The following is a 23,521-nucleotide window of genomic DNA, read 5'->3' as shown; positions in this document are numbered from 1 at the left end:
TTATCCTCTTTTCTCATAAATTGTGATAGCTGTATTTCCATATATTTTAGAGCTTATTTGGGTATACGCTTCATACTGTTCAGGCAATGTCACTTCTTTCTCATGTTCACAAACTACCGTTGCATCTTCCGCTATCAGGCCCTGATCGACGAGTTCTTTTATACCATCATAGTAATCCACTGCTGCGTAGGGTGGATCGACAAATAACAAATCAATCCGCACGTTCTTTTGCTTCAGGACCGCAGCAGCTTGTCTTGCATCTTTTCGTTCAATATGTACTTGCTGTTCCAATCGGCATTTTTCGGTATTGGCTTTGATGACTGCACAGGCTTTCGGATTTTTCTCAAAAACAATCGCTTGATCCATTCCTCGAGATAACGCCTCGATTGAAATAGAGCCACTGCCGCCGAAAAGTTCGACGACAGTCCCTCCATCGAAGTATGGTCCAATTTTATTGAATACTGATTCTTTTACTTTGTCGGATGTCGGACGCGTGGAAGTACCCGGCAAAGATTTTAGCGGCGTACCTCTTCTGGAACCAGAAATGACCCTCACTCTTTTTCCATCTCCTTTATTAGCCGTTCAATCTGTTCAATGGTGATTGACTCATCGGACTTCTCGATTAACACTAAAAATATCCGTCTTAACCAAACTTCATCGAAATATAACTTTCCATTGATATACTTGTACGGTTCTTCTTGGTAGTCGTATTTCCGGTCATTCATGACGTAAAAAGGTTCGATCTTGGAAAAGCGGTAATTACGTTTTGGACTTTCAATATAGATGGATTGCTCATTTGAAGTGATTTGATAACCCATCCGTGTTAATAATTCGTCTGCCGGATAAAAGCTTTTCTCATCTTGAACAACCGCTTTTAGATCTTTTATTTCTTCTCCATCCAACAACACATTTCGCGAGTCCAACAACAAAAATGGATAACTATATTGCTGTTCATGCATCGTTTTTTGGAAATACTGCGAATCAAAGTTCGTCACATTCTGCAATTCCTCATCTAACTGCGCAGCCGACAATTCTTGTCCAACTCGCCCACGTACTTTTTGACGTAATGCATTGTATTTCTCTTCGTCCAATGATTCCTTCAGACGATTAAAAGCACCTTGTTCAGCTTTTGTCCCAATTGCCTGATCGCCAAGAATGGATGCCAGCATACTATTCATCGATGGCTCATTCGCCGGTATCATAAAACGCGACTGGACACTCATTCGAGCTACTTGCTTTACTACCTGGTCCATATTCATCGGTTTCTCTACTACAAAGCGCTGCGCATATAGAGTTTTATTGAGAGGCGACAATACCACGCTCACGTGATCACCGCCGATCTCCTCCAGTATGCTCTCCATCTCTTTGATTTGCTTCTCTTTGATTCCTTCGCCGTATACAGACAACTTATTACCGGAATACGCAATCGGTACATCTTGCGGTTGCCAATACAACTCATTAACAAAGCCGACTCCACGATATAATCGATAGGAAATCCGCTCTTTATCCGCTTTGCCGACTCGTTCCAAACCATTCACCCACATGCCACCGATATTTTGTTCATCCGTCATATGAAAGACCGTTGTCAATGGTTTGGCATCTTGAAGCAACACAAAAGGTCGTTTGAATAACTTCCGATCTTTTAACGACTCTTTTTTCGGTATTTTATACGCAATGGACTGCTGATCTCCTTCTCCTTCATCGAAAGCGATACCCGCTTCATTCAATCGAGAGCAGGAAACAGATCCCTCAGTCAAACATTCTTGCTCTACACTCCCCTCAGGCCAAATTATTTCATATCGGCCTGTTGCTAAGTCATAAAAGTGATGACGGATGTATAATCCATCCGCCCGATTAATGACTTCTATTTCTTGGCGGTACGTATCCGGATGATCTTTCGCCCCATTTGCTGCAGCCGACTGACTATAATGCAAATAAAGAAGACCTGCATTTACTCCTAGTAAAAGAAGCAAAATCCTCAAGATGATTTTCAAAGTACAACACCTCATCACATGGTATGATGGATATGATCCATTCACAAGACTATAACTACAACGGCAGTTGCATGAACCAATTGCATGAAAGGAAGAATTTTAAAATGATTCAACAACGTTTTATCGAATTGGGAGAAGGCTATAGTGACATTTACGAATTACTTGAGTTAATGTCTACGAATTCCCACAGGATCTATAAAGCCTATATTTTTTCATCCGGAGACGGTTCGGCTGAGCGTCTTTCATTTGCCGTATCATTTTCACCAGCGCGGGCAGACAGCCATTATATGCCGATTTATATTTGCCGTGAAGGCATCACATATTCCGCAGATAAACCATCCAAACGGTATAATTTGTTTGTTGAGCATGCAGAAGCGATGAATGCATCACCTATTAGAGTAGAAGTTAAGCATTCATCTCAATTTGCTGAAAAAGATTTGTTTTACCAGTACATTATCGGCATTTTACGTTTGAATCATTTGTTGCCGCCACTTCAGTGAAAACATTATAGGCCAGTTTTATAATCATATTCTTTGGCTTTATCAGGTTTGGCATTTTCATATACGGTGCTTACGAACGGCCGCTGGGAAGGCAAAACCTTTTTCACAGCGGGCAAACGTTCCAATTTGCCCATCGTAGCTTCCACGTCGTCTTGATCACAGTATAGGACGACGTATTTCATTTTTTTAGAAATATAGTGAACATGCCCAAATTTACGCAATGATTTTGCTTGTTTTAAATGATGGAGATAGACAATTATTCCTTGCCGATCAATCATAATTCTCCCCCTCTTTCTTACTCCATACAATACCATAGGTGAGAAAAGTCCTGCAACCTTGCATGATTAATGTTTATATTATGTTGCATACCATGAGAGCGGACATCTTCATCGGCTAAATATCCATCAATCAATGATTGCGCACATTCCAATGAATGAGTTACACTAGGTAAGGTATATATTCAGTAAAAGCTGGGTGAGAAAAAAATACAGTGGAGAATGACTGACTACTGAGGAGGTTTTTGAGTGGGGAGGAAAACAAAAGTTGCTTTAACTGTAGGAGCCGCGAGTGTTGCTGCTTGGGCGGCTTCAAAAGTTGTTGTAAAACAAGAGCCGCGGGCAGAGAAGAAAGCGCTTCAATTTTCTGAAATAGCAGTATTAGCAAATGTCGATATTGCCGAAGACCCTTCCGTCCATTTGCTCACAGCATACACAAATGCAGCCGATTTGGGCGTACACGGATTTGCAGTGAATATCCGGCTTACAAAAGATGAAGAAATTATTTTAGCACCGAGCCATGATCTACAGCTTACCGGTGTTATTGCAGACTATACGTTAGCAGAATTACAGAATGAGAAACTTCCTGTTATTGATGATTCCGAATCGCTTGCAGATCAAGAGGCCTCATCTATTGTATCTCTGCGCGAACTGCTGGAAACGTTCCCGCAGCTTTTGCATGTCATTTCAATGAGTGACTCGCCTGATACATATGAAGGCAGCTTAATCCCTTCGAAGTTGTGGCGATTGCTGAAAGAGATGGATGCTGCGGATCGGGTTGTAGTGACAAGTTCATATGATGAACAAATCGATCGCTTTAATTTATATGCACAAAACTCTGTTGCGTTGGGTGCCGGCAACGAGGAAATTAAAAAAGCTTACGTGGCGTATTCGAGTAAATTTGGTCATTTATACAAACCAAACGCGGACTTATTTTGCCTGCCGGAGAAAATCGGAGTATTCCCTCTTGCATCGGATGGGTTCGTGCAATTTTTGCAGCAATTGAATATCACAGTGCTATATGAGTTAACCGACACAGTTGATATTCAAAAACTATCTAAACTGGAAATCGCCGGATTTATCACAACAGAACCTAAACAGGTCTTGAGCTATTTCAATGAAAACTAAAACCGTTGCATGGTTTTTGCAAGGGTTAAGCTTTTTAACAAAAGATTTGGCAAGTGGGTACGGCACCGTTGTTCTACGTTCCAGGCGGACGCTTTCCGGGGGGCGTGGCTTGAGCCTCCTCGTTCGCTTCGCTTCCTGCGGGGTCTCAAGGCGCACGCTGATCCCCCAGGAGTCGCCTTCCACTACGATCAACTAGCGTATCTTCCTAACTTTAATGAGTTGACCGTCTATCCTAAGAATGTTGTAAATACAAGAAGTAACGTCCAAGTGAAAGCACTGGTATTTTTCTGTTCAGGTGGGCTCTAACTCGCACTTCACACTATCTACAGAGAGTTCACTATGTGTCACAATTCACTTTTAGAGATTGGTGCGGAAAATGGGCGACTCCTGCGGGATTAGCGTGACAGGTGAGACCCTGGACTGAGCGAAGCGAGGGAAGCGGCTCACCGCACGCCCCGCGGAAAGCGTCCCATCTGGAGCGCAAATCTCCGGAACGCAAGCCTACTTCCTCTTGCTTTATTTTTCTCCGGCATTAATTCGACTTTATTACTCTAATATTCGCCAACAAACTAAACCCTGCATTTAAAATGCAGGGTTTTCTCGTAGAAAGAAATTGTAGAAGTTTTTACGCTGAGCAGGAGCAGCTGCCGCCTGAGCTGCAACCTCCGCCACAGGAGCTGTTTGTAAATGCTCCGTCTCCAGCAGGAACTTTCACAGCTTCTGACACGGAGTTTCCGATCAGAATACCGACTTCATCCAAAAGCGATTGGACATCGTTTTCTGCCAAACGTAGAGCCGCCACTTCTTCGCGCAAATCCAAGGCTCTTTTTTGAAGACGTATTTCCTTCATGATCACTTTATAATCAGGATGATATCGTCCAAAACGTTGAACCTCTTCATATTGTTCTTTCATTTTATTAAAATCAATGATCTTTTTCCGCAGATCAGAATTTGAATACACACGGGCGTACGCGTCTTGATAGGTTTTCACAACCTCAGAACGCAGCAGCATATCGGAAAGTTCTTCCGCCATATCGATGACACGCATCCATTCATCCGTCATCATCATAAATTGCCGCACCTCCTATCTCCACCATCATACCAAAAAAGAACCCGTTCGCCTATTCATTAAGAATTTCAATCCAAACGGTTTTTATCGAAAAAAGCATGCTTTACTTCTTCCATATCGCAAAAATGATAAACGTTATCGCCAATCTGCTGTGTCTGTTCATGACCTTTCCCAGCAATCAATACGACATCTCCAGCTTGAGCTATTCGTATCGCATACTGAATCGCATATTTTCGATTGAGCAGGACATCTATCGGCGTAGGAAAGCCTGTAGTACCTGCCAAGATGTCTAAGATGATCTGCGAAGGTTCCTCAGACCTCGGATTATCTGAAGTAAGTATGACATGCGTGCTGTACTGTGCGGCTATCGCCCCCATTTGAGGTCTCTTTTCATGATCCCGATCTCCGCCGCAACCAAACACCGTTATTACCCTCTGGCTTGCATGCGCACACAAAGCCTCTAGTACGACTTGCAAAGCATCCGGTGTGTGCGCATAATCTACATAGATTTCTACCCCGTCTTGGCTATATCTCTCAAGTCGCCCTTTTGGCAAGCACAACGCAGACAATTTGGAATGGATTTCATTATATGAATACCCTAATGCCAATAATGCACAAATAGCTGCTCTTGCGTTCATTTCATTATGCTTTCCCAACACAGAAAAAGAAGACTCCTTAAGTTTGTCGGCAGGATAAGGCTTACCATTCAAATGCGCAGCACTGAAATACATCGGCTTGCTCGCTGAGTCCTTGCTCATCTCATAACAAATTGGGTCGTCTTCATTGGCAATCAGCTTTTCAGCTAACAGAATCAAACGCTTTTTCGCCTCTATATATTGCTGTTTTCCTCCGTGTTCAGCATAATGGTCAACCCCTATATTCAAGAGGATGCCAATTGAAATAGGACAATGCGCCAATCGATTAGAAGATAGGCCTAAAGAAGAAGCTTCAAGTACAACATGAGTGATTTGTCGATCTACACATTGTCTTAGAATAGGATGCAAACGTTCTGCCGGCATTGTAGTCATGGAATCTTGTATGGTCTCTGTCAGTTCTCCATTCATATAAACCCCCGTCGTACCAATTATAGCTGTCCGGCATCCTGCAGCCATTAATAATTGACCAATGAAATGACTGACAGTCGTCTTTCCATTCGTCCCTGTAACCGCAATGATCGTCAGTTCCTCACCTGGGGTCCCAGCCAATTTCGCGCTTCCATAAGAGATAAATAAGGAGCTATCCGGAACCAGTAGAACGGTGATCTCCGAAGGAATATTTGAAAGATCCAAATTGACTCGATCCACTACGATCGTATTCGCCCCTTTGATTAATGCTTCCTCAACAAAGTCCAATCCATCGCGTACAGTGCCTTTCCTTATTACAAACACATATCCCTCCTTAATACATTCTGAAGATTCAGTGATACCATTAATTTTTTGACGGATAGAACCTTTAAGCAACGTACATGGCCAATCCTTCATTAATTCAGATAAAAGCACGGAGTCTCGCCCCTTCCCGAACATTTTGTTCAAAGCAGAATATAATGAAACGAAACATAATTTCACTGTATCTTATGAGGGCTGTAAGAAGAATGTCACGAAGAAAGTTGGGATTCTATGATTATCCAAAAATTCGGTGGTGTCGCTATGCAGAATCAGCAACAACGGGCGAAGTGCATTCAACATATTAAAAAAGCTTTATTAAAGTATCGTTCAGTAGTCGTAGTTGTTTCTGCAATGGGGCGCGGGGATGATGCGTATTCAACGGATCGATTGCTGAACGTAACAGACGCTTTCGAAAAATCCAGCGAAGCAAAAGACTTAGCCGCTGCTTGCGGAGAACTCATCGCATCCGCCGTGATGTCCGCGGAATTAGTAAGTGAGGGAATAGACAACACGATCATCTATGGACAAAATACAGGCATTCGGACAAACGGTGATTTCAGTAACGCAGCAATTGAAAAAATTAATACATCCCATTTGTTGAAAACGCTGGAGACTCATTCTTGCTTAATTGTTCCGGGTTTTCAAGGGATGAATAAACAAGGGCAATTCATGACACTCGGAAGGGGTGGAAGTGATTTAACGGCTATCGCTCTCGCAGCCGCGCTCCAAGCAAGCCATGTAGAATTTTATAAGGATGTGCCGGCCGTCATGTCTGCAGATCCGCGCACAGTAACTCATTATGAACGTTTTGATAAACTAACCTTCGACGAATTTCTCCCATTATTAGATTGCAGCCGGCCCATTATTCAGAAGAAAGCCGCCATTCATGCAAAAAAAACAGCGACGCCTCTCCATATAAGAGGCATCGCGTCTAATGAGGAAGGTACTTGGATTCTTCCTTAGTCAGTTAATTCCTGTGTCTTTGCAATGGATGATTGGGTGTAGTATTTGTTATACACTCCGATACCTGTATGCGTGAAAGATGGATTGAGTAAAACTTCTCTGTGTTTCGGTGAATTCAGCCAGCCATGAACTGTTTCAATCGCATCAATATAATTAAAAGCAGTATTTTCTCCAGCTTTATTCGCTTGAATTTCCATCACTTTCAAACGCTCGGAAAAATTCTCCACTGGCTCTTCACTGTGTGAGCTGTACTTCTGGAAAATCATTTCTTGGCTATGCTCCCACGATAGCGTAGCCAATTTCGTGTCTTCCTCCAAAATGGGCAGATCATGTTTCTCTCTCAGTTGATTCGTTAGCTCAAATGTTTGCCGCTCCATCGACCGATCGACTTCTGTCTGAACAGCAGAGGAAGGCTTTGGAGCTTCAATTATTTCTCCTAAATACGTCATATCATAAGGCTGATGCTTCACTAGCGTACTTGGGCTGAGGAACCGGACCCCTTCTAACTCTTCATCCACTTGGTCGATATAAAGCTGTACATATAAGCCTTCATATGGGATCAAAATTCGGTTTTTAATATCTTCACTGTTCAATGAAAAAGTATATACATTCTCTTCTATCGCTACATCTATTTCTGACTCTATGGGTGTGAAACGATGGATCTCCTGTACATTTTGTCCAATCGTGAAAGGTGCAACGTCTGCAATTTCATCAGATGTATAGATCTGGTTCACTTTTCCATTTAGAACTCCCGCCAGAAAACTCGGCTCGCCCGTATATACCCACCATTCATATTGAAAGCTTGAAGGTTCGATCCGTGCGGGCTTGCCGAACTTTTCCTCCAGCTTTTCTGACTTTTGCCCGACAAGTAAAGATATTCCTTCCTCGGGTCTTGGCATATTTTGCCCTCCCATCGATTGGCCTTTTTCAGGTACAGCAATGGGAGAGCCATGCTGGACAGGTGATTCAAGCGGCTCGTTTTCACTAATCCTGTCACTCATTACATAAAAAATTCCCATAACGACAACTAAAATGAGAAGTATTTTCCAACCTACTCTCCACATGTAATCTCCCTTTCCTTTATTACTAGTATACTTAAACCGTTATCTCCCCTAGAACGTTTCTTTCCCTTATTGTACAGAATCCGACTGCTGTAGTCACCTATATAAGATGGTACAGAAAGCGTTGACACAATGTTGTCATTGCAAGTAAATTTAATTTGTTCTATGATATAATGGTATAAGTATTCGTTTGGACGAACATGAAAGGGGATTTACAGATGTATGTTGAAAATATAGGCATTGATGGCCTTGTAACGGATCTAAAGTTAATGGAAGAAGTTATGTTGAAGAATGGTCTTGTTCTTGAAGGACAATGGGATTATGAGCGTGTAACTTTTGACAAAAAGTATGTCATTCGAGAAGGTACATATTACTTACGCATTTTCGGCGAATTGGTCGAAGGCGATATTGACGGCAGAAAAGCAACGGTTCGCTTGAAGCAACCTGTCCTTGGTAAGTATTATTATCCTTTTGGCGTCGAATACGGCGAAGGTGAAGAATTTCCCGCAAGCTTAGTCAAAGATTGTGAACTAACTGCTAAAGCAGTGTATGACGAGCTAAAGCAATATAGTGTGTAACAATGAAAAAAGCCGACGAGCATAATGTTCTTCGGCTTTTTCCTATTATTACTCCACTTGTTTGGTTATAATAAACTCAGTACCTATGTGGAGGACGATGACTTTTGAAATTACTCACGAAACGAAATTTGATGATTGTTTTAACTACTGTTGTTTTATTAGTAATTGCGTTTTTTATTTTGCCTGTTTCAATACCTATCATTTTAGCATTTTTAACGGCTCTTTTTCTAGACCCTCTCGTGAAGTGGGTGGAGCGCAAGTTTAAATGGAAAAGAAAAGTATCCGTTATAGTGAATTTTATTGCTTTTGTGGGCGTCAGTATATTTTTCTTTTTCTATACCGTCAATACACTCATAGGGAAAATCGTCCATTTCACTAAAGAGATTCCTAATTACTTGAATTCCCTTTCTAGCGTTTGGATTAATACACAAAGTAAACTTTTTCAATACACAGTAGGAATGCCCGAAGATATTATTAAAATGCTTGAGAATGAGTTTAACGAGATTATTGAATCCTTCCGTGTTTCTTTGATTACACTTTTGAGCTATGATAAAATTTTGGGATTGATCTCCGAAATACCGAATTTCTTAGTCAGTTTCATCGTGTTTATGATTGCTTTATTCTTATTCATGCTTGAACTGCCAAATTTGAAGAATACTTTTTATCGGCATTTGACTGAGACGACAGCTCAAAAAGTTCACTATATGACGAATAAATTAAACAGCGTGATATTAGGTTTTGCTAAAGCACAACTGTTGGTAAGCCTGATCATTCTTGTTGTTTCATTTATTGGATTATTGTTAATTGCCCCTAAGTATGCAGTCGTGATGTCCCTTGTCATTTGGATCATTGATATCATTCCCATACTAGGTTCCATCATTATTCTGGCTCCCTGGTCAATCTATCAGTACGTTTCAGGGGACATAGCATTGGGTACAAAACTCGCGATATTGGCGATTATTCTGCTGATCATCAGACGTACAGTCGAACCGAAAGTAATGGGTTCACAAATCGGATTGTCTCCATTGCCTACTTTAATTGCCATGTTCATTGGATTGAAGTTATTTGGAGTCCTGGGCTTTTTTATCGGACCTATGATCGTCATTCTCTTCAATACAGCGAGGGAAGCTGGCATCATCAAATTGAATTTCAAGATTTAATGCAAAAAGGGTATATCTCGGAATATGAGATATACCCTTTTATTATTCAATTAAATCCCCAAGATAGCTTTAAACATAGAAGTCGTTTCGCCGCCTTTATAGAAAACATAAAGAAGCAGATAGACAGCTACCCCAGTAATTGCTGTGACAAACCAAATCATACTTGTAATAGGACCTATTTTCCGATGCAACGCCAAGTTGTTCTTAAATCCGGCAATAATCGTTATAACCCCAAATACAGCCCCTACTGTAGCCAAGATGATATGGAAGACCAGAAATACAGTGTAATAAATCTTTAGATGATCAGGTCCGCCGAAAGAAGTATTACCGATAAATATGGTCCGTGAAATGTAAATGATAAAGAACAGTACAGCAGATACAGCTGCCGCAACCATAGTTTTTTGATGAGCCAGCTTTTTCTTCTGAAGAATTAAATACCAGCCAATTGCAACTAAAATTGCTGATAATACAATGAAAAATGTACTAATAGTCGGTAATAACGGAAGTTCCATCCCTATTAACCCCTTTTGTTCTCAGTCAGCCATGCATCGTTAATTTCTGACGCTTTAGCAAATCTTGACGTGTAATTTCGTCAGCATTCTCTCTTTCATATTTTGCCCAGCTCATGAAAATACGTCCGATTACTACAATGTATATAATCTCCTGAATGACTTTCATCAGAATACCGCCTAATTGCTGATCATAAAGTGTCGGCATGTCCGTAAAAAGCTCAGGACCTGACAAGCCGATGTTTGATAACCCGGCAAGTGTACTGCTAGGCACACACAATGCCATTGCTTTTAGCCACGCTTCTCCACTGCTATACGTCTCATAAACCGGGACGTCCACGAAAATGATCAATGAACAAGCAGGCGTGATCAGTAAAGCACTTAATATGACATAACCAATTTTCTTCAAACCATGCAATTGAGGTTGCCCTTTTACTGTATTAACGACTGGCCACCATAAAAAGATAGCAGAAATGAAAAGTGTCACTGTGAAGACGGTATGCAACGGTAAACTTAACTTCACTTGATCCAAAATAAGTGGATAATGGTACATCGAAAACATAAGGGTGAATAACAATAAGCTAATTATAGGTCTAGTTAGCAGCATAAAAAGCTTTTTAAAAATCGCAACAGTTAACAGTCTTTCCCATACCCAATTGGGGATACCAATTATGAAAAATGGTGCTACCACCAGAAGCAATAATGCCATTTGTGCCATATGAACAGAGAACAGAATATGACCTATTAAATCCATTGGCGATCCTTTAACTATATATAACAAAACCATCGAAGCTAGAAAGTAGCTGATCTGACGCTTAGTTACTGGTTCAGACCCTTCAAAACGATCTCTCCATTTAACGGTGATAAGATAATATAGGACTATGCCAAGTGCGATAGCTAATAAGAAATAAGGGCTCCACAACGCCCGAAAACCAAAAATACTTAATGGCAATACAGTCACTCTCCTTTTATAATCAAGCTGCTGGATCCGCGTTCCTAAGTATCAATCTAAGCTGTATATATTATGCAAAACAATACGTTCGCACAGCAAGGTTACCCGGATAACATCCCTCTTTCCATTATACGAGCAACTAAACCATAACTCAATGTACGAACTTTGACAATTTCACGATCAACAAAAAAAGAGCTTATGGAAGAATCCATAAGCTCTTTTTAGTACAATTACCACCAAACGATTGTTACAAACGTTAATGGAATTAAAAATCCTAGTACTGCGCCTGTAAACATAAACATTTGTGGAATGCCATGTCCTTTTTCACTCATATGCATGAAGTAGTAAAGTTGTAACCCAACTTGAACCGCTGCAAAGAGGAATAATGTTGGAATGACAAAGAATTTAGAAAAACCAACGACGTCAGATAGATGAGCAACTACCATCGAAAATGAAATGAGGGTTAAGAAGATCATCAAAGAAAACATTGCAACTTGATTACGCATCGCTTCTTTCGCACGACGTTGTGCCAATGACTGTTCAGCTGGAGATCTTTTAATAATTTGAATATCCGCCATCTTAACCAATCACTCCCATCAAGTAGACTACAGTGAAGATGAATACCCAAACTACGTCAATGAAGTGCCAGTATAGTGAGAATGTATAATACTTAGTTGCGTTATACAAATTCAGTCCTCGTTTGGAGTTACGGAAAATTAATAATGTAACCCAAACCAAACCAATTGCTACGTGAAAACCGTGTGTACCTACTAGTGTAAAGAAAGAGGAACTGAACGCACTATTATTAAACGTAAAGCCTTCTTGAACATAGTGAGAGAACTCATAGACTTCTAGCATCAAGAATCCAAGTCCTAAAAATGCAGTAAGGGCTAACCATAATTGCATCTTTTTGAAATTGAAACTCTTCAAATGATACATCGCATAAACACTTGTCAATGAAGATGTCAGAAGCAACATCGTCATAACAAATACTAATGGCAATGTGTACAGCTCTTGCGTAGTAAAACCAAAGCCGCTTGGCCCTTTATTTTTCAGCGCCATATACGTTGCAAACAAAGTAGCGAATAGAATTGTCTCTCCGCCAAGGAAAAGCCAAAAACCAACGAACTTGTTTTTTGCTTCCAGGGTAGCCTTCTCAGGATGAGCCGGCCATGTTTCAGGGGTGAATTTCTTGTTCAAATCCATTAGTTACGCCCCCCTTTTTCATTCTTCATATCTTCAAGGATTTGCTCTTTTGTTACATAGAATCCAAGATCATCTTTCAATGAACGTGCAGCCATCATAACAAATGTAAACGCTAGACCAAATATCAATACAGGAAGTCCCCAAGAAGTCTCTTGGTGGAACATCGCACCAAATCCTGCGATGAACAATCCTAATGTCATCAATAATGGAATGATTGAACCATTCGGCATATGAATATCCGTAACAGGTTCAGCCGGCGTAATCATTTCTTTACTTCCGTCCATCTTCTCAACCCATAATGTGTCCAAACCACGAATCAATGGAGTTTGAGCAAAGTTATAGAACACTGGAGGTGAAGGGATCGCCCACTCAAGTGTACGTCCATCGCCCCATGGATCATTTCCAACACGCTCGTTCTTAATAGTTGTCATAACGATATTGATGACCATTACAGTGAAACCAATCGCCATCAAGAGCGCACCGATCGTACTGATCATGTTCGCCATATTCCAGCCCTGTCCGTCCATAAATGTCCAAACACGACGTGGCATTCCCCAGAAACCTAACCAGTGTTGAATTAGGAATGTCATGTGGAAGCCGATAAAGAAGAATACAAACGTTATTTTTCCTAGGCCTTCATGCAACATCGTACCGAACATTTTCGGCCACCAGTAGTGAAGTGCCGCGAAAATTGCTAATACAACCCCACCAACGATAACGTAGTGGAAGTGAGCTACGATAAAGTACGTATCGTGCAATTGATAGTCAAGTGGTGCAGCACCTTGCATAACTCCAGTAACCCCACCCATTACGAATGAAGGGATAAATCCTAGAGCATACAACATTGGCGTTGTAACTTTAATGCTACCGCCCCAAATTGTGAGCAACCAGTTAAAGATCTTAACACCTGTCGGTACAGCAATCGCCATAGTTGCAACTGCGAAAATCGCGTTTGCTGTCGGTCCTAGACCAACTGTAAACATATGGTGAGCCCATACCATGAATCCTAAGAAACCGATTAATACTGTAGCGAATACCATCGCTGTATAACCAAAGAGACGTTTACGTGAGAATGTCGCAAAGATCTCAGAGAAAATACCGAATGCGGGCAAGATCAAGATATATACTTCAGGGTGACCGAATATCCAGAAAATATGCTCCCAAATAATCGTGTTACCACCCATTGTATGATCAAAGAAGTTACCACTGAACATACGGTCAAACGTCAAGAAGAACAATCCAATTGTTAATGGAGGGAAAGCGAATAAAATCATCGCTGATGCAACAAACGTAGTCCATGTAAACAATGGCATACGCATGTACGTCATCCCTGGTGCACGCATGTTGATAATTGTAACAAGGAAGTTAATCCCTGCCATTAATGTACCACCACCGGCGATTTGTAACCCAATTGCATAGAAATCAATGCCATGACCCGGTGAGTGAAGTGATAAGGACGCATACGATGTCCAACCAGCATCTGGAACTTCACCGAAAAGCCATGAAATGTTTAGGAATAATCCACCAAAGGCGAACATCCAAAAGCCTAATGAGTTGATGAATGGGAACGCTACGTCACGTGCCCCGATTTGAAGCGGAACAATGGCGTTCATAAAACCAAATAAAATCGGCATCGCTGCCAAGAATATCATGGTTGTTCCGTGCATTGTAATTAAGTCATTAAAAAGCCCTGCACTTACGAGATCGTTGTTTGGCGTCATCAATTGAAGACGAATGATCATCGCTTCTATACCACCAAGGACGAAGAAGAATAATCCCCCAAGGAGATAAAGAATTCCAATCTTCTTATGGTCGACTGTCGTCAGCCAATCCCAGAGTGTTGCGCCAAAGCCTCTTTTTTGAGCAACTGAACTCACTGTGTTACCTCCTATTCAATTTCCGTTTGAAAATTATTTTTCGACTTTTAAGCCCATTAAGTAATCCGCCAATGCATCTAGCTCCGCGTCAGAAATCTGATCTTCGCTAAATGAAGGCATTATATTGCCTGGTTTATGTTTCTGTGTATCACGAATCCAGTCTTTCAGATTCTCTTCATCGTGCTCTAGGAAACCAGCTACTCGGTTACGATCTCCAAATGTAGCTAAGTTCGGACCTTGGGCACCAGATTCCCCTACTCCTGAAACTGCGTGACATCCGATACAGCTCTGTGCGAATACTTCTTCACCGTCAGCATTAGCAACGACAGGCTCATCAGCTGTTTTTTGCATTGAAGCAACCCAGTCATCAAACTGGTCTCTCGGTAAAGTTTTCACCTTGAAGTCCATCAAAGCATGCGAAGGTCCGCAAAGCTCCGCACATTTTCCGTAGAAAACGCCATCCTTCAAGCCTTCAGATTCTTTTTCGAATGATAGATAAAATTTATTCACGTTCTCAACGTTCGTATCTAGTTTACCTCCTACTGAAGGTATCCAGAATGAGTGCTTTACATCTGCAGCGATCAAGTTGAAATAAACTTTTTCGTGTGTAGGCACGACTAGCTCCTGAGCTGTAACAATTCCTAAGTCAGGATACTCGAACTCCCACCAATACAATTTTGCTGTAACATCTACTACTAGATTTTCAGCATTTCCATCTTCATCGACCGCTTCCATTGCTTTTACGTCACCAAGTTTGTACGTGTAGTAAACCGTCGGGACTGCAAGGATCAGAACCAATAGAATTGGAATGAACGTCCACACCATTTCTAGTGTATGACTCCCTTCCACTTGCTCAGGCATATGATCTTCACCCAATTTGGAACGTCTGAAGCGTACTAGTGCAATTAAAAAGATTGCTACTACTACGATAATGACTAGTAACATGATTCCTGAAGCTAACAGCAACAAGTTGAACTGATCTTTAGCGACTTGCCCAGCTGGTTGGAAAGTTGAGATTTCTTCTTGTCCACAACCTGCTAAGAACACTGCGAAAACCGCTAATAAAGAAAAGAGACGCCACTTTTTGAGTCCTTTAATCATCGCTAACTAATACCTCTCTTTCTAAAAAAATGTTTTTCTACTTAATGGAGGACTTGAGCCTCTCTATGATGAATTCCTGTTTTAAAGAAAGAATTCCGTATTTCAGATGAATAGTGAGAAAATAATCATGGATACAAACAAAATAGTCATGTAGTTCAATGAATACACAAACATAGATGTTGCCCATTTCAAATCTTCTTTTGCTTTAAATCCTTTAATAGCTAAATAAAGCCAACCGACATTCAACAAAGTTGCAAATACCACAAACCCCGTGCCGAGTCCTTGAAGTAAGAAAGGCAGTGGAAAAAGCAATAATACCCACATAAGCATGGATTTCTTGGTCCGTTCAAACCCTTTTACTACAGGTAGCATAGGAATGTTCGCTGCACGATATTCCTCAGTTCTGCGCATAGCCAACGCATAAAAATGGGGTGGCTGCCATATGAACATGATCAGGAACAATGCCCAGGCTCCCATCGGCAGTGTAGGATCGACCGCTGCCCATCCAATAAGGGGTGGAATTGCACCCGATAAACTTCCCACAACCGTATTGCTGACATGCTGACGTTTTGACCACATGGAATATAGAACGACGTAAGCTAATACGCCAGCGATTCCAAGCCAACCAGCCATCCCGGAAGCAGAGAACAATAGAACTTCTCCAGCTACTAGAAAAACAATCGCCAATGTCAATACAGCAGGCGTTTTAAATCTTCCAGTTACTGTCGGTCTAGACTTCGTTCTCGACATGATTGGATCAATATCCCGGTCAATCAAATTATTCAGAGCTCCAGAAGCTGCAATGATTAACCCAGTACCCAAAATTGCAAATACCAATAGATCGATGTTATGGAGAAAACTCTTCCCAGTGAATTGAAATGCCAAAAATAGACCGGTGAACGTAGTAATCAAATTTGAATTGACGATACCTATTTTGATAAGCGCCAAAAAGTCTTTCCATAATGTAATTGTCTCCACTTTGGGATTTGCAACCGTCGAAAGCGTTCGACCGTTTGACATAATAACCCTCCTTTCAAAGTTTTCAGCAAAGACCCTAACACTTACTATATCGAAATTCGTCGAAAATTTCTAGACCATTTCGCAATTTATAGCTGTTTAGTGCAACCTAAGCGTCTTTGTCCTTCACCTACTATATAGTAAAGCATTTCTACAGGGCATTTGTGAAGTTAAAGAGGCTTTTTTATGAACAATTTGTGAAAAGCCTTTCACCTTGCTGGTTTATTGACCTACGGCATTGTGTTTCATTGTTTTTTTAGATATCATAATGTTTGGAACGTGTGCCCGAAACACAAGTTATTTCTATACTTTTGCGAAGTCATATACTTTACTAAGTTTTTGCGTTTTTGGGCAAAACATCATTTAGATTGGCCTGATGCAAATGGTCAAATCATAGAAGAAGGTGTCTCATACTTGCAATACAATCGATTTTTAAAATGGTTCGGAGTCGCTTCAACTATTGGCATGCTTGCAATCTTGCTCGGAGGAGCGCTCGTTACAAAAACAGACAGCGGGATGGGGTGCGGCAGACACTGGCCCGGCTGTAACGGCCAGTTGATTCCGGATGAAATTACTGCTGAAGTACTCATTGAGTTTTCCCACCGTCTTGTAACAGGCGGCGTAGGAATTTTCATTGTAGTCTTGGCGGTATGGTCATGGAAATCTCTTGGTCATATACGTGAAACAAAATTTTTAGCCTTTATGGCCGTATTCTTTTTAATACTCCAAGCATTAATTGGAGCAGCTCAAGTTTTATGGGGTCAAGGTGATTTTATTCTTGCCTTGCACTTCGGGATTTCCCTTATTTCATTCGCAGCTGTCTTTTTGTTGACATTACTGATTTTCGAGGTCGACCAAAAATTTGACGCAGATAAAATCAGGATAGGTTCCTCATTACGATTTCATACAATCGGAGTAACCATTTATTCTTATTTCGTTATTTATACAGGGGCGCTCGTTCGTCACACCAATTCCGGTCTCGTCTGTTCGGATTGGCCGCTTTGTCGAAATAACGAATTCAGCCTACCTCTTAATATGTATGAATGGGTTCAAATGGGACACCGTTTGGCTGCGGCTCTCATTGTTGTGTGGATCGGTTTTATCGCGATTAAGGCTATTAAGCACTATAGCGATCAGCGCGTGATTTATTGGGGCTGGATTTCTGCATTTGCTTTAGTACTCGCACAAGCGACAACAGGGATGATCGTTGTTTTAACGAAATTAAACCTTTACATTGCCTTGTTGCATTCGCTTTTCATCACATTATTATTTGGTTTATTGACGTATTTAGTGCTCCTTGTTTCAAGAAGTCGTTCGAAGTAATCAATTAAACTTCACTATAAAGCGTACAAAAGTTGTTTAACAGCTCTGTACGCTTTTTCATATGGATGTTTGACCATAGAACAGCTCCTGCAGCCACATAAGGCTGTAGGAGCTGTTTCTTAGTGTTCTATTTCAATTAGTAAGTCACCAGTCGAGATAGAGTCTCCTGGACCAGCGTAAATTGCTTTCACGACGCCATCAAATGGAGCTTGGATCGTTGTTTCCATCTTCATCGCTTCTGTAATCAGCAAATGTTCTCCACGTTTCACCTTAGCGCCTAATGACACAGCTACTTGAAGTACAGTTCCTGGCATTGTAGCCGCGATATGAGTCTCATTTGAAGGGTCTGCTTTTTGTTTCTTCACGTCCTTCGTCTCGATTTGGAAATCTTGAATGACGACCTCACGCGACTGACCATTCAACTCAAAGTAAAGTACTCGAGTTCCATTTGGCTGCGGCTCTCCAATCGATACAAGCTTAACAATCAAAGTCTTGCCGATTTCAATTTCAATCTCGATCTCCTCGCCTAAACGAAGACCATATAAGAATTCAGGCGTATTAATTACCGAAACATCGCCGAATTGTTTTCTCGTTTCGATAAATTCCTCAAACACTTTCGGATACAAGACGTAAGCTAGCGCATCATGCATCGTAGCAGGCTTCTCCATCTTTTCCGTCAGTTCGCTCAATACTTCTTCAAAATTAACAGGTTCTAACAGCTCACCAGGACGAACTGTAATCGCTTCTCGGCCCTTCAATATTACCTCTTGCAGTTCTTTCGGGAAGCCGCCATAAGGTTGTCCGATCGAGCCTTCAAAGAATTCAATAACCGATTCCGGGAAATCAATTGACTGACCTTTAGAAATGACTGAGTGTTCATTCAAGTCGTTTTGAACCATGAAAAGTGCCATATCCCCTACTACCTTAGAAGATGGAGTTACCTTCACAATATCTCCGAACAGGAAGTTTACACGAGAATACATTTTCTTTACTTCTTCCCAGCGCTCACCAAGACCGACCGCTTTCGCTTGTTGCTGCAAGTTGGAATACTGGCCTCCCGGCATTTCATGAACATAGATTTCGGAGTGCGGGCTATTCATACCACTCTCAAATGGCTTGTAATACTTTCTTACGTCTTCCCAATAATGAGAAAGTTTTTCTAAGGACTCTGTTTCCGCACGAACTTTCCTCTGGTTATCCTGCAGTGCATATGCCAGTGAGTTAGCAGAAGGCTGAGATGTCATGCCAGACATTGCGCCGATTGCCGTGTCAACGATATCCACACCTGCTTCAATCGCTTTGGCATACATATAAATTCCGTTTCCGCTTGTATCATGTGTATGCAAATGAATTGGAAGATCAGTAGTAGCTTTCAATTCGGATACTAGTCGATAGGCAGCTTCAGGCTTTAATAACCCCGCCATATCTTTAATTGCCAACATGTGAGCACCGACTGCTTCTAATTCTTTCGCCATTTCTTTGTAGTAATTGACCGTGTACTTGGCACGATTATCATCGAGAATATCACCTGTATAGCAAATTGCTGCTTCTGCAATTTTGCCTGACGCGCGCGTCTGATCTATGGCAACTTCCATTCCTTTGATCCAGTTCAAGCTATCGAATATTCTGAACACGTCAATTCCAGATGCCGCAGATTCCTTAATGAACTCCCGTATGACATTATCCGGATAATTCGTGTAACCGACTGCGTTAGCACCTCTAAAGAGCATTTGGAACAATACGTTCGGAATTTGCTCACGAAGTCTTTCCAAACGATCCCACGGGCTTTCCTTCAAGAAACGATAAGCAACATCAAATGTGGCGCCTCCCCACATTTCAAAGGAAAATAAATCTGGCAGTAGATGCGCACTTTCCGTAGCGATTTTAGTCAATTCAGATGTTCTCATGCGTGTTGCTAACAAAGACTGATGTGCATCTCTGAAAGTCGTGTCCGTCAGTAACACATCTTCTTGCTTGCGAATCCAGTCGACCAACCCATCCGGACCTTGCTCGTCCAATATTTGCTTTGTCCCCTTCGGCAGCGGAGCATTCTTGTCAATCTCAGGAATCCTCACCGGGTGCAAAACAGGTCGTGTCGGGTCATCAATGCCTGGGAATCCATTAATGGTAACGTTTCCAAGATAGGATAGCATTTTCGTACCGCGGTCTTGTCTGTTATCAAAGACAAATAGCTCGGGTGTTTCATCAATAAAGCTCGTATTGTATTCGCCAGATAAAAAGTCTTCATGGCATACTACATTTTCAAGGAATGGAATGTTAGTTTTAATCCCTCTGATTCTGAATTCCTTCAAATTTCTGAGCATTTTGCTTGCAGCATCGCCAAATGTCGGTCCCCACGTAGAAACTTTGACTAGCAATGAATCGTAGTATGGACTGATGACAGAGCCTTGATATGCGTTTCCTGTATCTAACCGAACCCCAAATCCGCCTCCGGAACGATACACGCTCATCTTTCCAGTATCCGGCATGAAATCGTTTAGCGGATCTTCCGTCGTTACACGAGACTGAATCGCATAACCGAACAATGGAATGTCTTGTTGTTCAGGAATATTTACTTTGCCAGAATGAAGTTCTTCGCCCCCTGCAATATGAATTTGCGATTGGACAATGTCGATACCTGTAATCATTTCAGTTATAGTATGTTCCACTTGAATACGCGGATTGACTTCTATGAAATAAAATTCGTTGTCTGCTACTAAAAACTCAACGGTTCCAGCGTTTATATAGCCTACATTTTTAGCCAACTTGACAGCAGCTTCACAAATAGATTCTCTTAATTCATTTGTTAAAGAGATGGAAGGTGCAATTTCTACTACTTTCTGATGACGTCGCTGGATCGAACAATCACGCTCATACAGATGGACAATCTCCCCATATGTATCACCAAGTATTTGCACTTCGATATGTTTTGGCTGGTTAATATACTTTTCTACATATACTTCATCCGAACCAAAAGCTGATTTCGCTTCAGATTTCGCACGATTATACGCTTCTTGTACTTCATCTGCAGATTCCACGATACGCATGCCACGTCCGCCTCCGCCTAATGAAGCCTTTATAATAATTGGGTATTTATGCTGCGCACCGAAAGCCTCTACTTCCTCGACAGAAGTTACCGGTCCGTCCGTTCCTGGAATGACTGGAATTTCCGCTGCAATTGCTTGCTCGCGCGCCTTCACTTTATCCCCGAACATCTCTAAGTGTTTAGATGTTGGCCCGATAAAAATGATACCTTCCTCTTCCAACCGAGCCGCAAATTCTGCATTCTCTGCTAGGAATCCATAACCCGGGTGAATCGCATCAACATTTGCTTTCTTTGCAATGTCTATAATCCCTTCAATGTCCAGATAGGCATCGATCGGTTTTTTTCCTTCACCTACTAAAAACGATTGGTCGGATTTATATCGATGTAAAGATGCACGATCTTCTGCTGAATAAATACCAACTGTAGCAATACCTAATTCTGTACATGCTCGAAACACTCGGATCGCAATTTCCCCGCGGTTTGCGACCAGCACTTTTTTAATCTCTCTTCTCTCCACCAACAACACAATCCTCTCTACTTCGATTTCTCATACTTCACAAACATAGATACATTCATCAGTATACCAAGCGCAATCGACAAGAAGACAACAGACGTACCGCCATAGCTAATAAACGGCAGCGTGACACCTGTTAATGGAATTAATCCTGTTAAACCACCTAAGTTTACTAGTGTCTGAATGGAAATCAGACTACCGACACCGGCTGCCAACATTCTTGCATGTGCATCTTTCGTGCGCAAGGCGACAATAAACGCCCTCGATACAATGAAAAGCAAACCTCCTAGAACAGCCGTCGTACCCAACAAACCAGTTTCCTCTGAGATTACTGCCATTATGACATCTGTATGAGGTTCAGGTAAATAACCAAGTTTTTGTATAGAGTTTCCAAGCCCCACCCCTTTCAAGCCACCGGCACCTATTGCAATATAACCGTTGACAATTTGTAAACCCGACCCTTGAATATATTCAAACGGATCGGTGAATGCAAGAAAACGTCCGATACGGGAACCCGTCATGACGTCATCCCACTTTATCCATAAAAGGAGGCTCAACGCAACCCCTAATACAGCAAAAAACTTACTAATTTTCAAATAATTCCTCATATTCATTCCACTTGCTGCAATTACTGACACCGCAACAAGGAACAAAATCATAGTCGCTCCAAAGTCAGGCTCCAGGATGACTAGAACAAGTGAAGCGGTCAATACGGAGAATGTCGGAATGATGGTAGTCTTAATTTCATCAAGCGTACCTGCATAATATTTATTCGCAAATACACCTGAGAAATAAATGATAAATGCAATTTTAGCTACTTCTGTCGGCTGAAGATTTCCTAATCCCGGAATTGCTATCCAACTTTTCGCGCCTACCGTATCTCCGAAACCAATCATCTTGACAAGAATTAATAGAGCAAACATTACTCCAACTGTGAGATACAAGAATTTTTTATTTCGATAATGTCTGTAAGGTATGATGGCTGTTATAAGAAATGCAGGTATAGCAATAATCAGATTTATTAACTGCTTTCGATAAAAATGAGTTGGTTCAAAATTATAAATATTTACTGACCATACCATACTAGCGCTGTAAATCATAATTAATCCGAATAAACAGAGCATCAAATAGACTGCAAATAGCGGATAATCAAAGTTTCGTAGAATTCGGTTTACATAAGTCTTCATGTACTAGCTACCTCATCGTCCTAAATAAAAAACTCAAACCGTATGAGAAGTTTGAGTCTTTCATTTATTTTTTTGTATACAGTTCGTGCAAGACGTTCAACTCTTTTTCCAACAACGCGAGTATCTCACGGCCTTTTTCTTGCTCAACCAGACCGAGTTTCACAGCAAAATCAATTTCACGAGATAGCCCGTACATTTGCGTATCGAGCACTTCCTCGTAAAGCGGGCATTGCGGCATAGTTAAGTTGTCCATCTGAACCTTTATCAACTTAGCAATCTTCTCCGCATCTATATGCAGCTGCTTCATCGCTTTTTCTTTGTAAGTATCTTGAACTTCTATATCCATGGAGACGCCCCCATTATTCATTATTCCCGCAAGGTGTTGATGTCTAAATTGTATCTTTTGCAATTAAAAATTGCAAGTATTACCCGATGAAAATATATAACCAAAATGAATTCCTTTTCACTTCTATGATGAAAAGGTATACTTAAAATAGTTTATTTGAATTCAGCAGAAAGCTTCCACTTCTAAAGGCAGTGAGGGAAATGCAATTTTGTTACTGTTCAGATGGTGTTCAAACGCTTGTTGAATTCAGATAAAGCTTCCGGCGAATGTCACAGAGATTTAGAGCAAGCTCGAAAAATCCGGATATAATTCTGCCGTGGCATAATGGAT

The 23,521-nt window shown here is 41.3% G+C and carries 22 protein-coding genes; 6 read left to right on the top strand and 16 right to left on the bottom strand.

Annotated features, from left to right (window positions below):
• Positions 1 to 555, bottom strand: coding sequence for a 16S rRNA (guanine(966)-N(2))-methyltransferase RsmD (gene rsmD / locus MKY93_RS05590; RefSeq protein WP_340758499.1), 555 nt, complete (start codon positions 553 to 555; stop codon positions 1 to 3).
• A complete protein-coding gene (locus MKY93_RS05585) occupies positions 552 to 1,994 on the bottom strand; it encodes a hypothetical protein (RefSeq protein ID WP_340758498.1) in 1,443 nt (480 codons plus the stop codon). The genes rsmD and MKY93_RS05585 overlap by 4 nt, the downstream gene beginning before the upstream one ends.
• 107 nt (positions 1,995 to 2,101) lie before the next feature.
• Between MKY93_RS05585 and MKY93_RS05580 the strand changes: the two genes are divergently transcribed.
• On the top strand, positions 2,102 to 2,494 hold the full coding sequence (locus tag MKY93_RS05580) for a DUF7147 family protein (RefSeq protein ID WP_445683504.1): 393 nt from the start codon (positions 2,102 to 2,104) through the stop codon (positions 2,492 to 2,494).
• A 5-nt stretch (positions 2,495 to 2,499) separates the two neighbouring features.
• Here the strand turns inward: MKY93_RS05580 and MKY93_RS05575 are convergent, their stop codons facing one another.
• Positions 2,500 to 2,772 carry a YlbG family protein gene (locus MKY93_RS05575; protein ID WP_040758281.1) on the bottom strand — a complete coding sequence of 91 codons (273 nt, stop codon included), beginning with the start codon at positions 2,770 to 2,772 and terminating at the stop codon, positions 2,500 to 2,502.
• A gap of 246 nt (positions 2,773 to 3,018) precedes the next feature.
• On the opposite strand from MKY93_RS05575, the gene MKY93_RS05570 reads away from it, so the two are divergent.
• Positions 3,019 to 3,897 carry a glycerophosphodiester phosphodiesterase gene (locus tag MKY93_RS05570; RefSeq protein WP_221836990.1) on the top strand — a complete coding sequence of 293 codons (879 nt, stop codon included), beginning with the start codon at positions 3,019 to 3,021 and terminating at the stop codon, positions 3,895 to 3,897.
• A gap of 625 nt (positions 3,898 to 4,522) precedes the next feature.
• Here the strand turns inward: MKY93_RS05570 and MKY93_RS05565 are convergent.
• Both MKY93_RS05565 and MKY93_RS05560 read right to left on the bottom strand, forming a co-directional pair.
• Positions 4,523 to 4,966 (bottom strand): YlbF family regulator, encoded by a 444-nt coding sequence (locus MKY93_RS05565; protein ID WP_009765623.1) that lies wholly within the window; start codon positions 4,964 to 4,966, stop codon positions 4,523 to 4,525.
• Positions 4,967 to 5,034: 68 nt separating this feature from the next.
• Entirely contained in the window at positions 5,035 to 6,447 is a 1,413-nt protein-coding gene (locus MKY93_RS05560; RefSeq protein ID WP_246602856.1) for a UDP-N-acetylmuramoyl-L-alanyl-D-glutamate--2,6-diaminopimelate ligase, read from the bottom strand.
• 135 nt (positions 6,448 to 6,582) lie between these two features.
• Here MKY93_RS05560 and MKY93_RS05555 point away from each other — a divergent pair, with 135 nt between their 5' ends.
• On the top strand, positions 6,583 to 7,314 hold the full coding sequence (locus MKY93_RS05555) for an amino acid kinase family protein (protein ID WP_009765625.1): 732 nt from the start codon (positions 6,583 to 6,585) through the stop codon (positions 7,312 to 7,314).
• Here MKY93_RS05555 and MKY93_RS05550 read toward each other — a convergent pair.
• Positions 7,311 to 8,378, bottom strand: coding sequence for a CAP domain-containing protein (locus tag MKY93_RS05550; RefSeq protein WP_340758496.1), 1,068 nt, complete (start codon positions 8,376 to 8,378; stop codon positions 7,311 to 7,313). The genes MKY93_RS05555 and MKY93_RS05550 overlap by 4 nt on opposite strands.
• A 215-nt stretch (positions 8,379 to 8,593) precedes the next feature.
• On the opposite strand from MKY93_RS05550, the gene MKY93_RS05545 reads away from it, so the two are divergent.
• Positions 8,594 to 8,953, top strand: a complete 360-nt coding sequence (locus MKY93_RS05545) for a YugN family protein (RefSeq protein WP_176132551.1) — start codon at positions 8,594 to 8,596, stop codon at positions 8,951 to 8,953.
• Between the two features lie 104 nt (positions 8,954 to 9,057).
• Complete coding sequence (gene ytvI / locus MKY93_RS05540) at positions 9,058 to 10,113, top strand: sporulation integral membrane protein YtvI (protein ID WP_078817830.1); 1,056 nt, start codon at positions 9,058 to 9,060, stop codon at positions 10,111 to 10,113.
• 50 nt (positions 10,114 to 10,163) lie between these two features.
• Here the strand turns inward: ytvI and MKY93_RS05535 are convergent, their stop codons facing one another.
• The 7 genes from MKY93_RS05535 to cyoE form a co-directional block, all read right to left on the bottom strand.
• Entirely contained in the window at positions 10,164 to 10,625 is a 462-nt protein-coding gene (locus tag MKY93_RS05535) for a DUF420 domain-containing protein (protein WP_078817831.1), read from the bottom strand.
• A gap of 25 nt (positions 10,626 to 10,650) precedes the next feature.
• The gene (ctaG, locus tag MKY93_RS05530) at positions 10,651 to 11,574 is read right to left on the bottom strand and encodes a cytochrome c oxidase assembly factor CtaG (protein WP_246602845.1); all 924 of its coding nucleotides are present in this window, start codon (positions 11,572 to 11,574) and stop codon (positions 10,651 to 10,653) included.
• 230 nt (positions 11,575 to 11,804) lie between these two features.
• On the bottom strand, positions 11,805 to 12,152 hold the full coding sequence (locus MKY93_RS05525) for a cytochrome C oxidase subunit IV family protein (RefSeq protein WP_078817833.1): 348 nt from the start codon (positions 12,150 to 12,152) through the stop codon (positions 11,805 to 11,807).
• Position 12,153: 1 nt separating this feature from the next.
• Positions 12,154 to 12,780, bottom strand: a complete 627-nt coding sequence (locus MKY93_RS05520) for a cytochrome (ubi)quinol oxidase subunit III (protein ID WP_009765632.1) — start codon at positions 12,778 to 12,780, stop codon at positions 12,154 to 12,156.
• Positions 12,780 to 14,657 carry a cytochrome c oxidase subunit I gene (locus tag MKY93_RS05515; RefSeq protein WP_078817834.1) on the bottom strand — a complete coding sequence of 626 codons (1,878 nt, stop codon included), beginning with the start codon at positions 14,655 to 14,657 and terminating at the stop codon, positions 12,780 to 12,782. The genes MKY93_RS05520 and MKY93_RS05515 overlap by 1 nt, the downstream gene beginning before the upstream one ends.
• A gap of 33 nt (positions 14,658 to 14,690) precedes the next feature.
• On the bottom strand, positions 14,691 to 15,758 hold the full coding sequence (gene coxB / locus MKY93_RS05510) for a cytochrome c oxidase subunit II (RefSeq protein WP_078817835.1): 1,068 nt from the start codon (positions 15,756 to 15,758) through the stop codon (positions 14,691 to 14,693).
• Between the two features lie 102 nt (positions 15,759 to 15,860).
• Complete coding sequence (gene cyoE / locus MKY93_RS05505; protein ID WP_078817836.1) at positions 15,861 to 16,778, bottom strand: heme o synthase; 918 nt, start codon at positions 16,776 to 16,778, stop codon at positions 15,861 to 15,863.
• A 411-nt stretch (positions 16,779 to 17,189) separates the two neighbouring features.
• On the opposite strand from cyoE, the gene MKY93_RS05500 reads away from it, so the two are divergent.
• On the top strand, positions 17,190 to 18,098 hold the full coding sequence (locus MKY93_RS05500) for a COX15/CtaA family protein (protein ID WP_040758288.1): 909 nt from the start codon (positions 17,190 to 17,192) through the stop codon (positions 18,096 to 18,098).
• A gap of 119 nt (positions 18,099 to 18,217) precedes the next feature.
• On the opposite strand, the gene pyc is transcribed toward MKY93_RS05500, so the two are convergent.
• The 3 genes from pyc to MKY93_RS05485 form a co-directional block, all read right to left on the bottom strand.
• Positions 18,218 to 21,664, bottom strand: a complete 3,447-nt coding sequence (gene pyc / locus MKY93_RS05495) for a pyruvate carboxylase (protein WP_078817837.1) — start codon at positions 21,662 to 21,664, stop codon at positions 18,218 to 18,220.
• A 14-nt stretch (positions 21,665 to 21,678) separates the two neighbouring features.
• Positions 21,679 to 22,845 carry an FtsW/RodA/SpoVE family cell cycle protein gene (locus MKY93_RS05490; RefSeq protein ID WP_009765638.1) on the bottom strand — a complete coding sequence of 389 codons (1,167 nt, stop codon included), beginning with the start codon at positions 22,843 to 22,845 and terminating at the stop codon, positions 21,679 to 21,681.
• A gap of 64 nt (positions 22,846 to 22,909) precedes the next feature.
• Positions 22,910 to 23,191 carry a YlaN family protein gene (locus MKY93_RS05485; RefSeq protein ID WP_040758289.1) on the bottom strand — a complete coding sequence of 94 codons (282 nt, stop codon included), beginning with the start codon at positions 23,189 to 23,191 and terminating at the stop codon, positions 22,910 to 22,912.
• Positions 23,192 to 23,521 lie beyond the last annotated feature (330 nt).

Origin of the sequence: Sporosarcina sp. FSL W7-1283 (genome assembly GCF_038003105.1) — a bacterium.
GTDB lineage: Bacteria > Bacillota > Bacilli > Bacillales_A > Planococcaceae > Sporosarcina > Sporosarcina newyorkensis.
The sequence above is the reverse complement of the archived record's forward strand: the minus strand, read 5'-3'. Positions and strand labels throughout refer to the sequence as shown.

Excerpts from the sequence above, each read along its gene's own strand:
- MKY93_RS05555 (WP_009765625.1), top strand. The coding sequence starts at position 6,583 with ATGATTATCCAAAAATTCGGTGGTGTCGCTATGCAGAATCAGCAACAA.
- MKY93_RS05575 (WP_040758281.1), bottom strand. The coding sequence starts at position 2,772 with ATGATTGATCGGCAAGGAATAATTGTCTATCTCCATCATTTAAAACAA.
- MKY93_RS05525 (WP_078817833.1), bottom strand. The coding sequence starts at position 12,152 with ATGGCGGATATTCAAATTATTAAAAGATCTCCAGCTGAACAGTCATTG.
- MKY93_RS05560 (WP_246602856.1), bottom strand. The coding sequence starts at position 6,447 with ATGAAGGATTGGCCATGTACGTTGCTTAAAGGTTCTATCCGTCAAAAA.
- MKY93_RS05520 (WP_009765632.1), bottom strand. The coding sequence starts at position 12,780 with ATGGATTTGAACAAGAAATTCACCCCTGAAACATGGCCGGCTCATCCT.
- coxB (WP_078817835.1), bottom strand. The coding sequence starts at position 15,758 with ATGATTAAAGGACTCAAAAAGTGGCGTCTCTTTTCTTTATTAGCGGTT.
- MKY93_RS05565 (WP_009765623.1), bottom strand. The coding sequence starts at position 4,966 with ATGATGATGACGGATGAATGGATGCGTGTCATCGATATGGCGGAAGAA.
- MKY93_RS05490 (WP_009765638.1), bottom strand. The coding sequence starts at position 22,845 with ATGAAGACTTATGTAAACCGAATTCTACGAAACTTTGATTATCCGCTA.
- cyoE (WP_078817836.1), bottom strand. The coding sequence starts at position 16,778 with ATGTCAAACGGTCGAACGCTTTCGACGGTTGCAAATCCCAAAGTGGAG.
- MKY93_RS05535 (WP_078817831.1), bottom strand. The coding sequence starts at position 10,625 with ATGGAACTTCCGTTATTACCGACTATTAGTACATTTTTCATTGTATTA.
- MKY93_RS05485 (WP_040758289.1), bottom strand. The coding sequence starts at position 23,191 with ATGGATATAGAAGTTCAAGATACTTACAAAGAAAAAGCGATGAAGCAG.
- MKY93_RS05550 (WP_340758496.1), bottom strand. The coding sequence starts at position 8,378 with ATGTGGAGAGTAGGTTGGAAAATACTTCTCATTTTAGTTGTCGTTATG.
- MKY93_RS05545 (WP_176132551.1), top strand. The coding sequence starts at position 8,594 with ATGTATGTTGAAAATATAGGCATTGATGGCCTTGTAACGGATCTAAAG.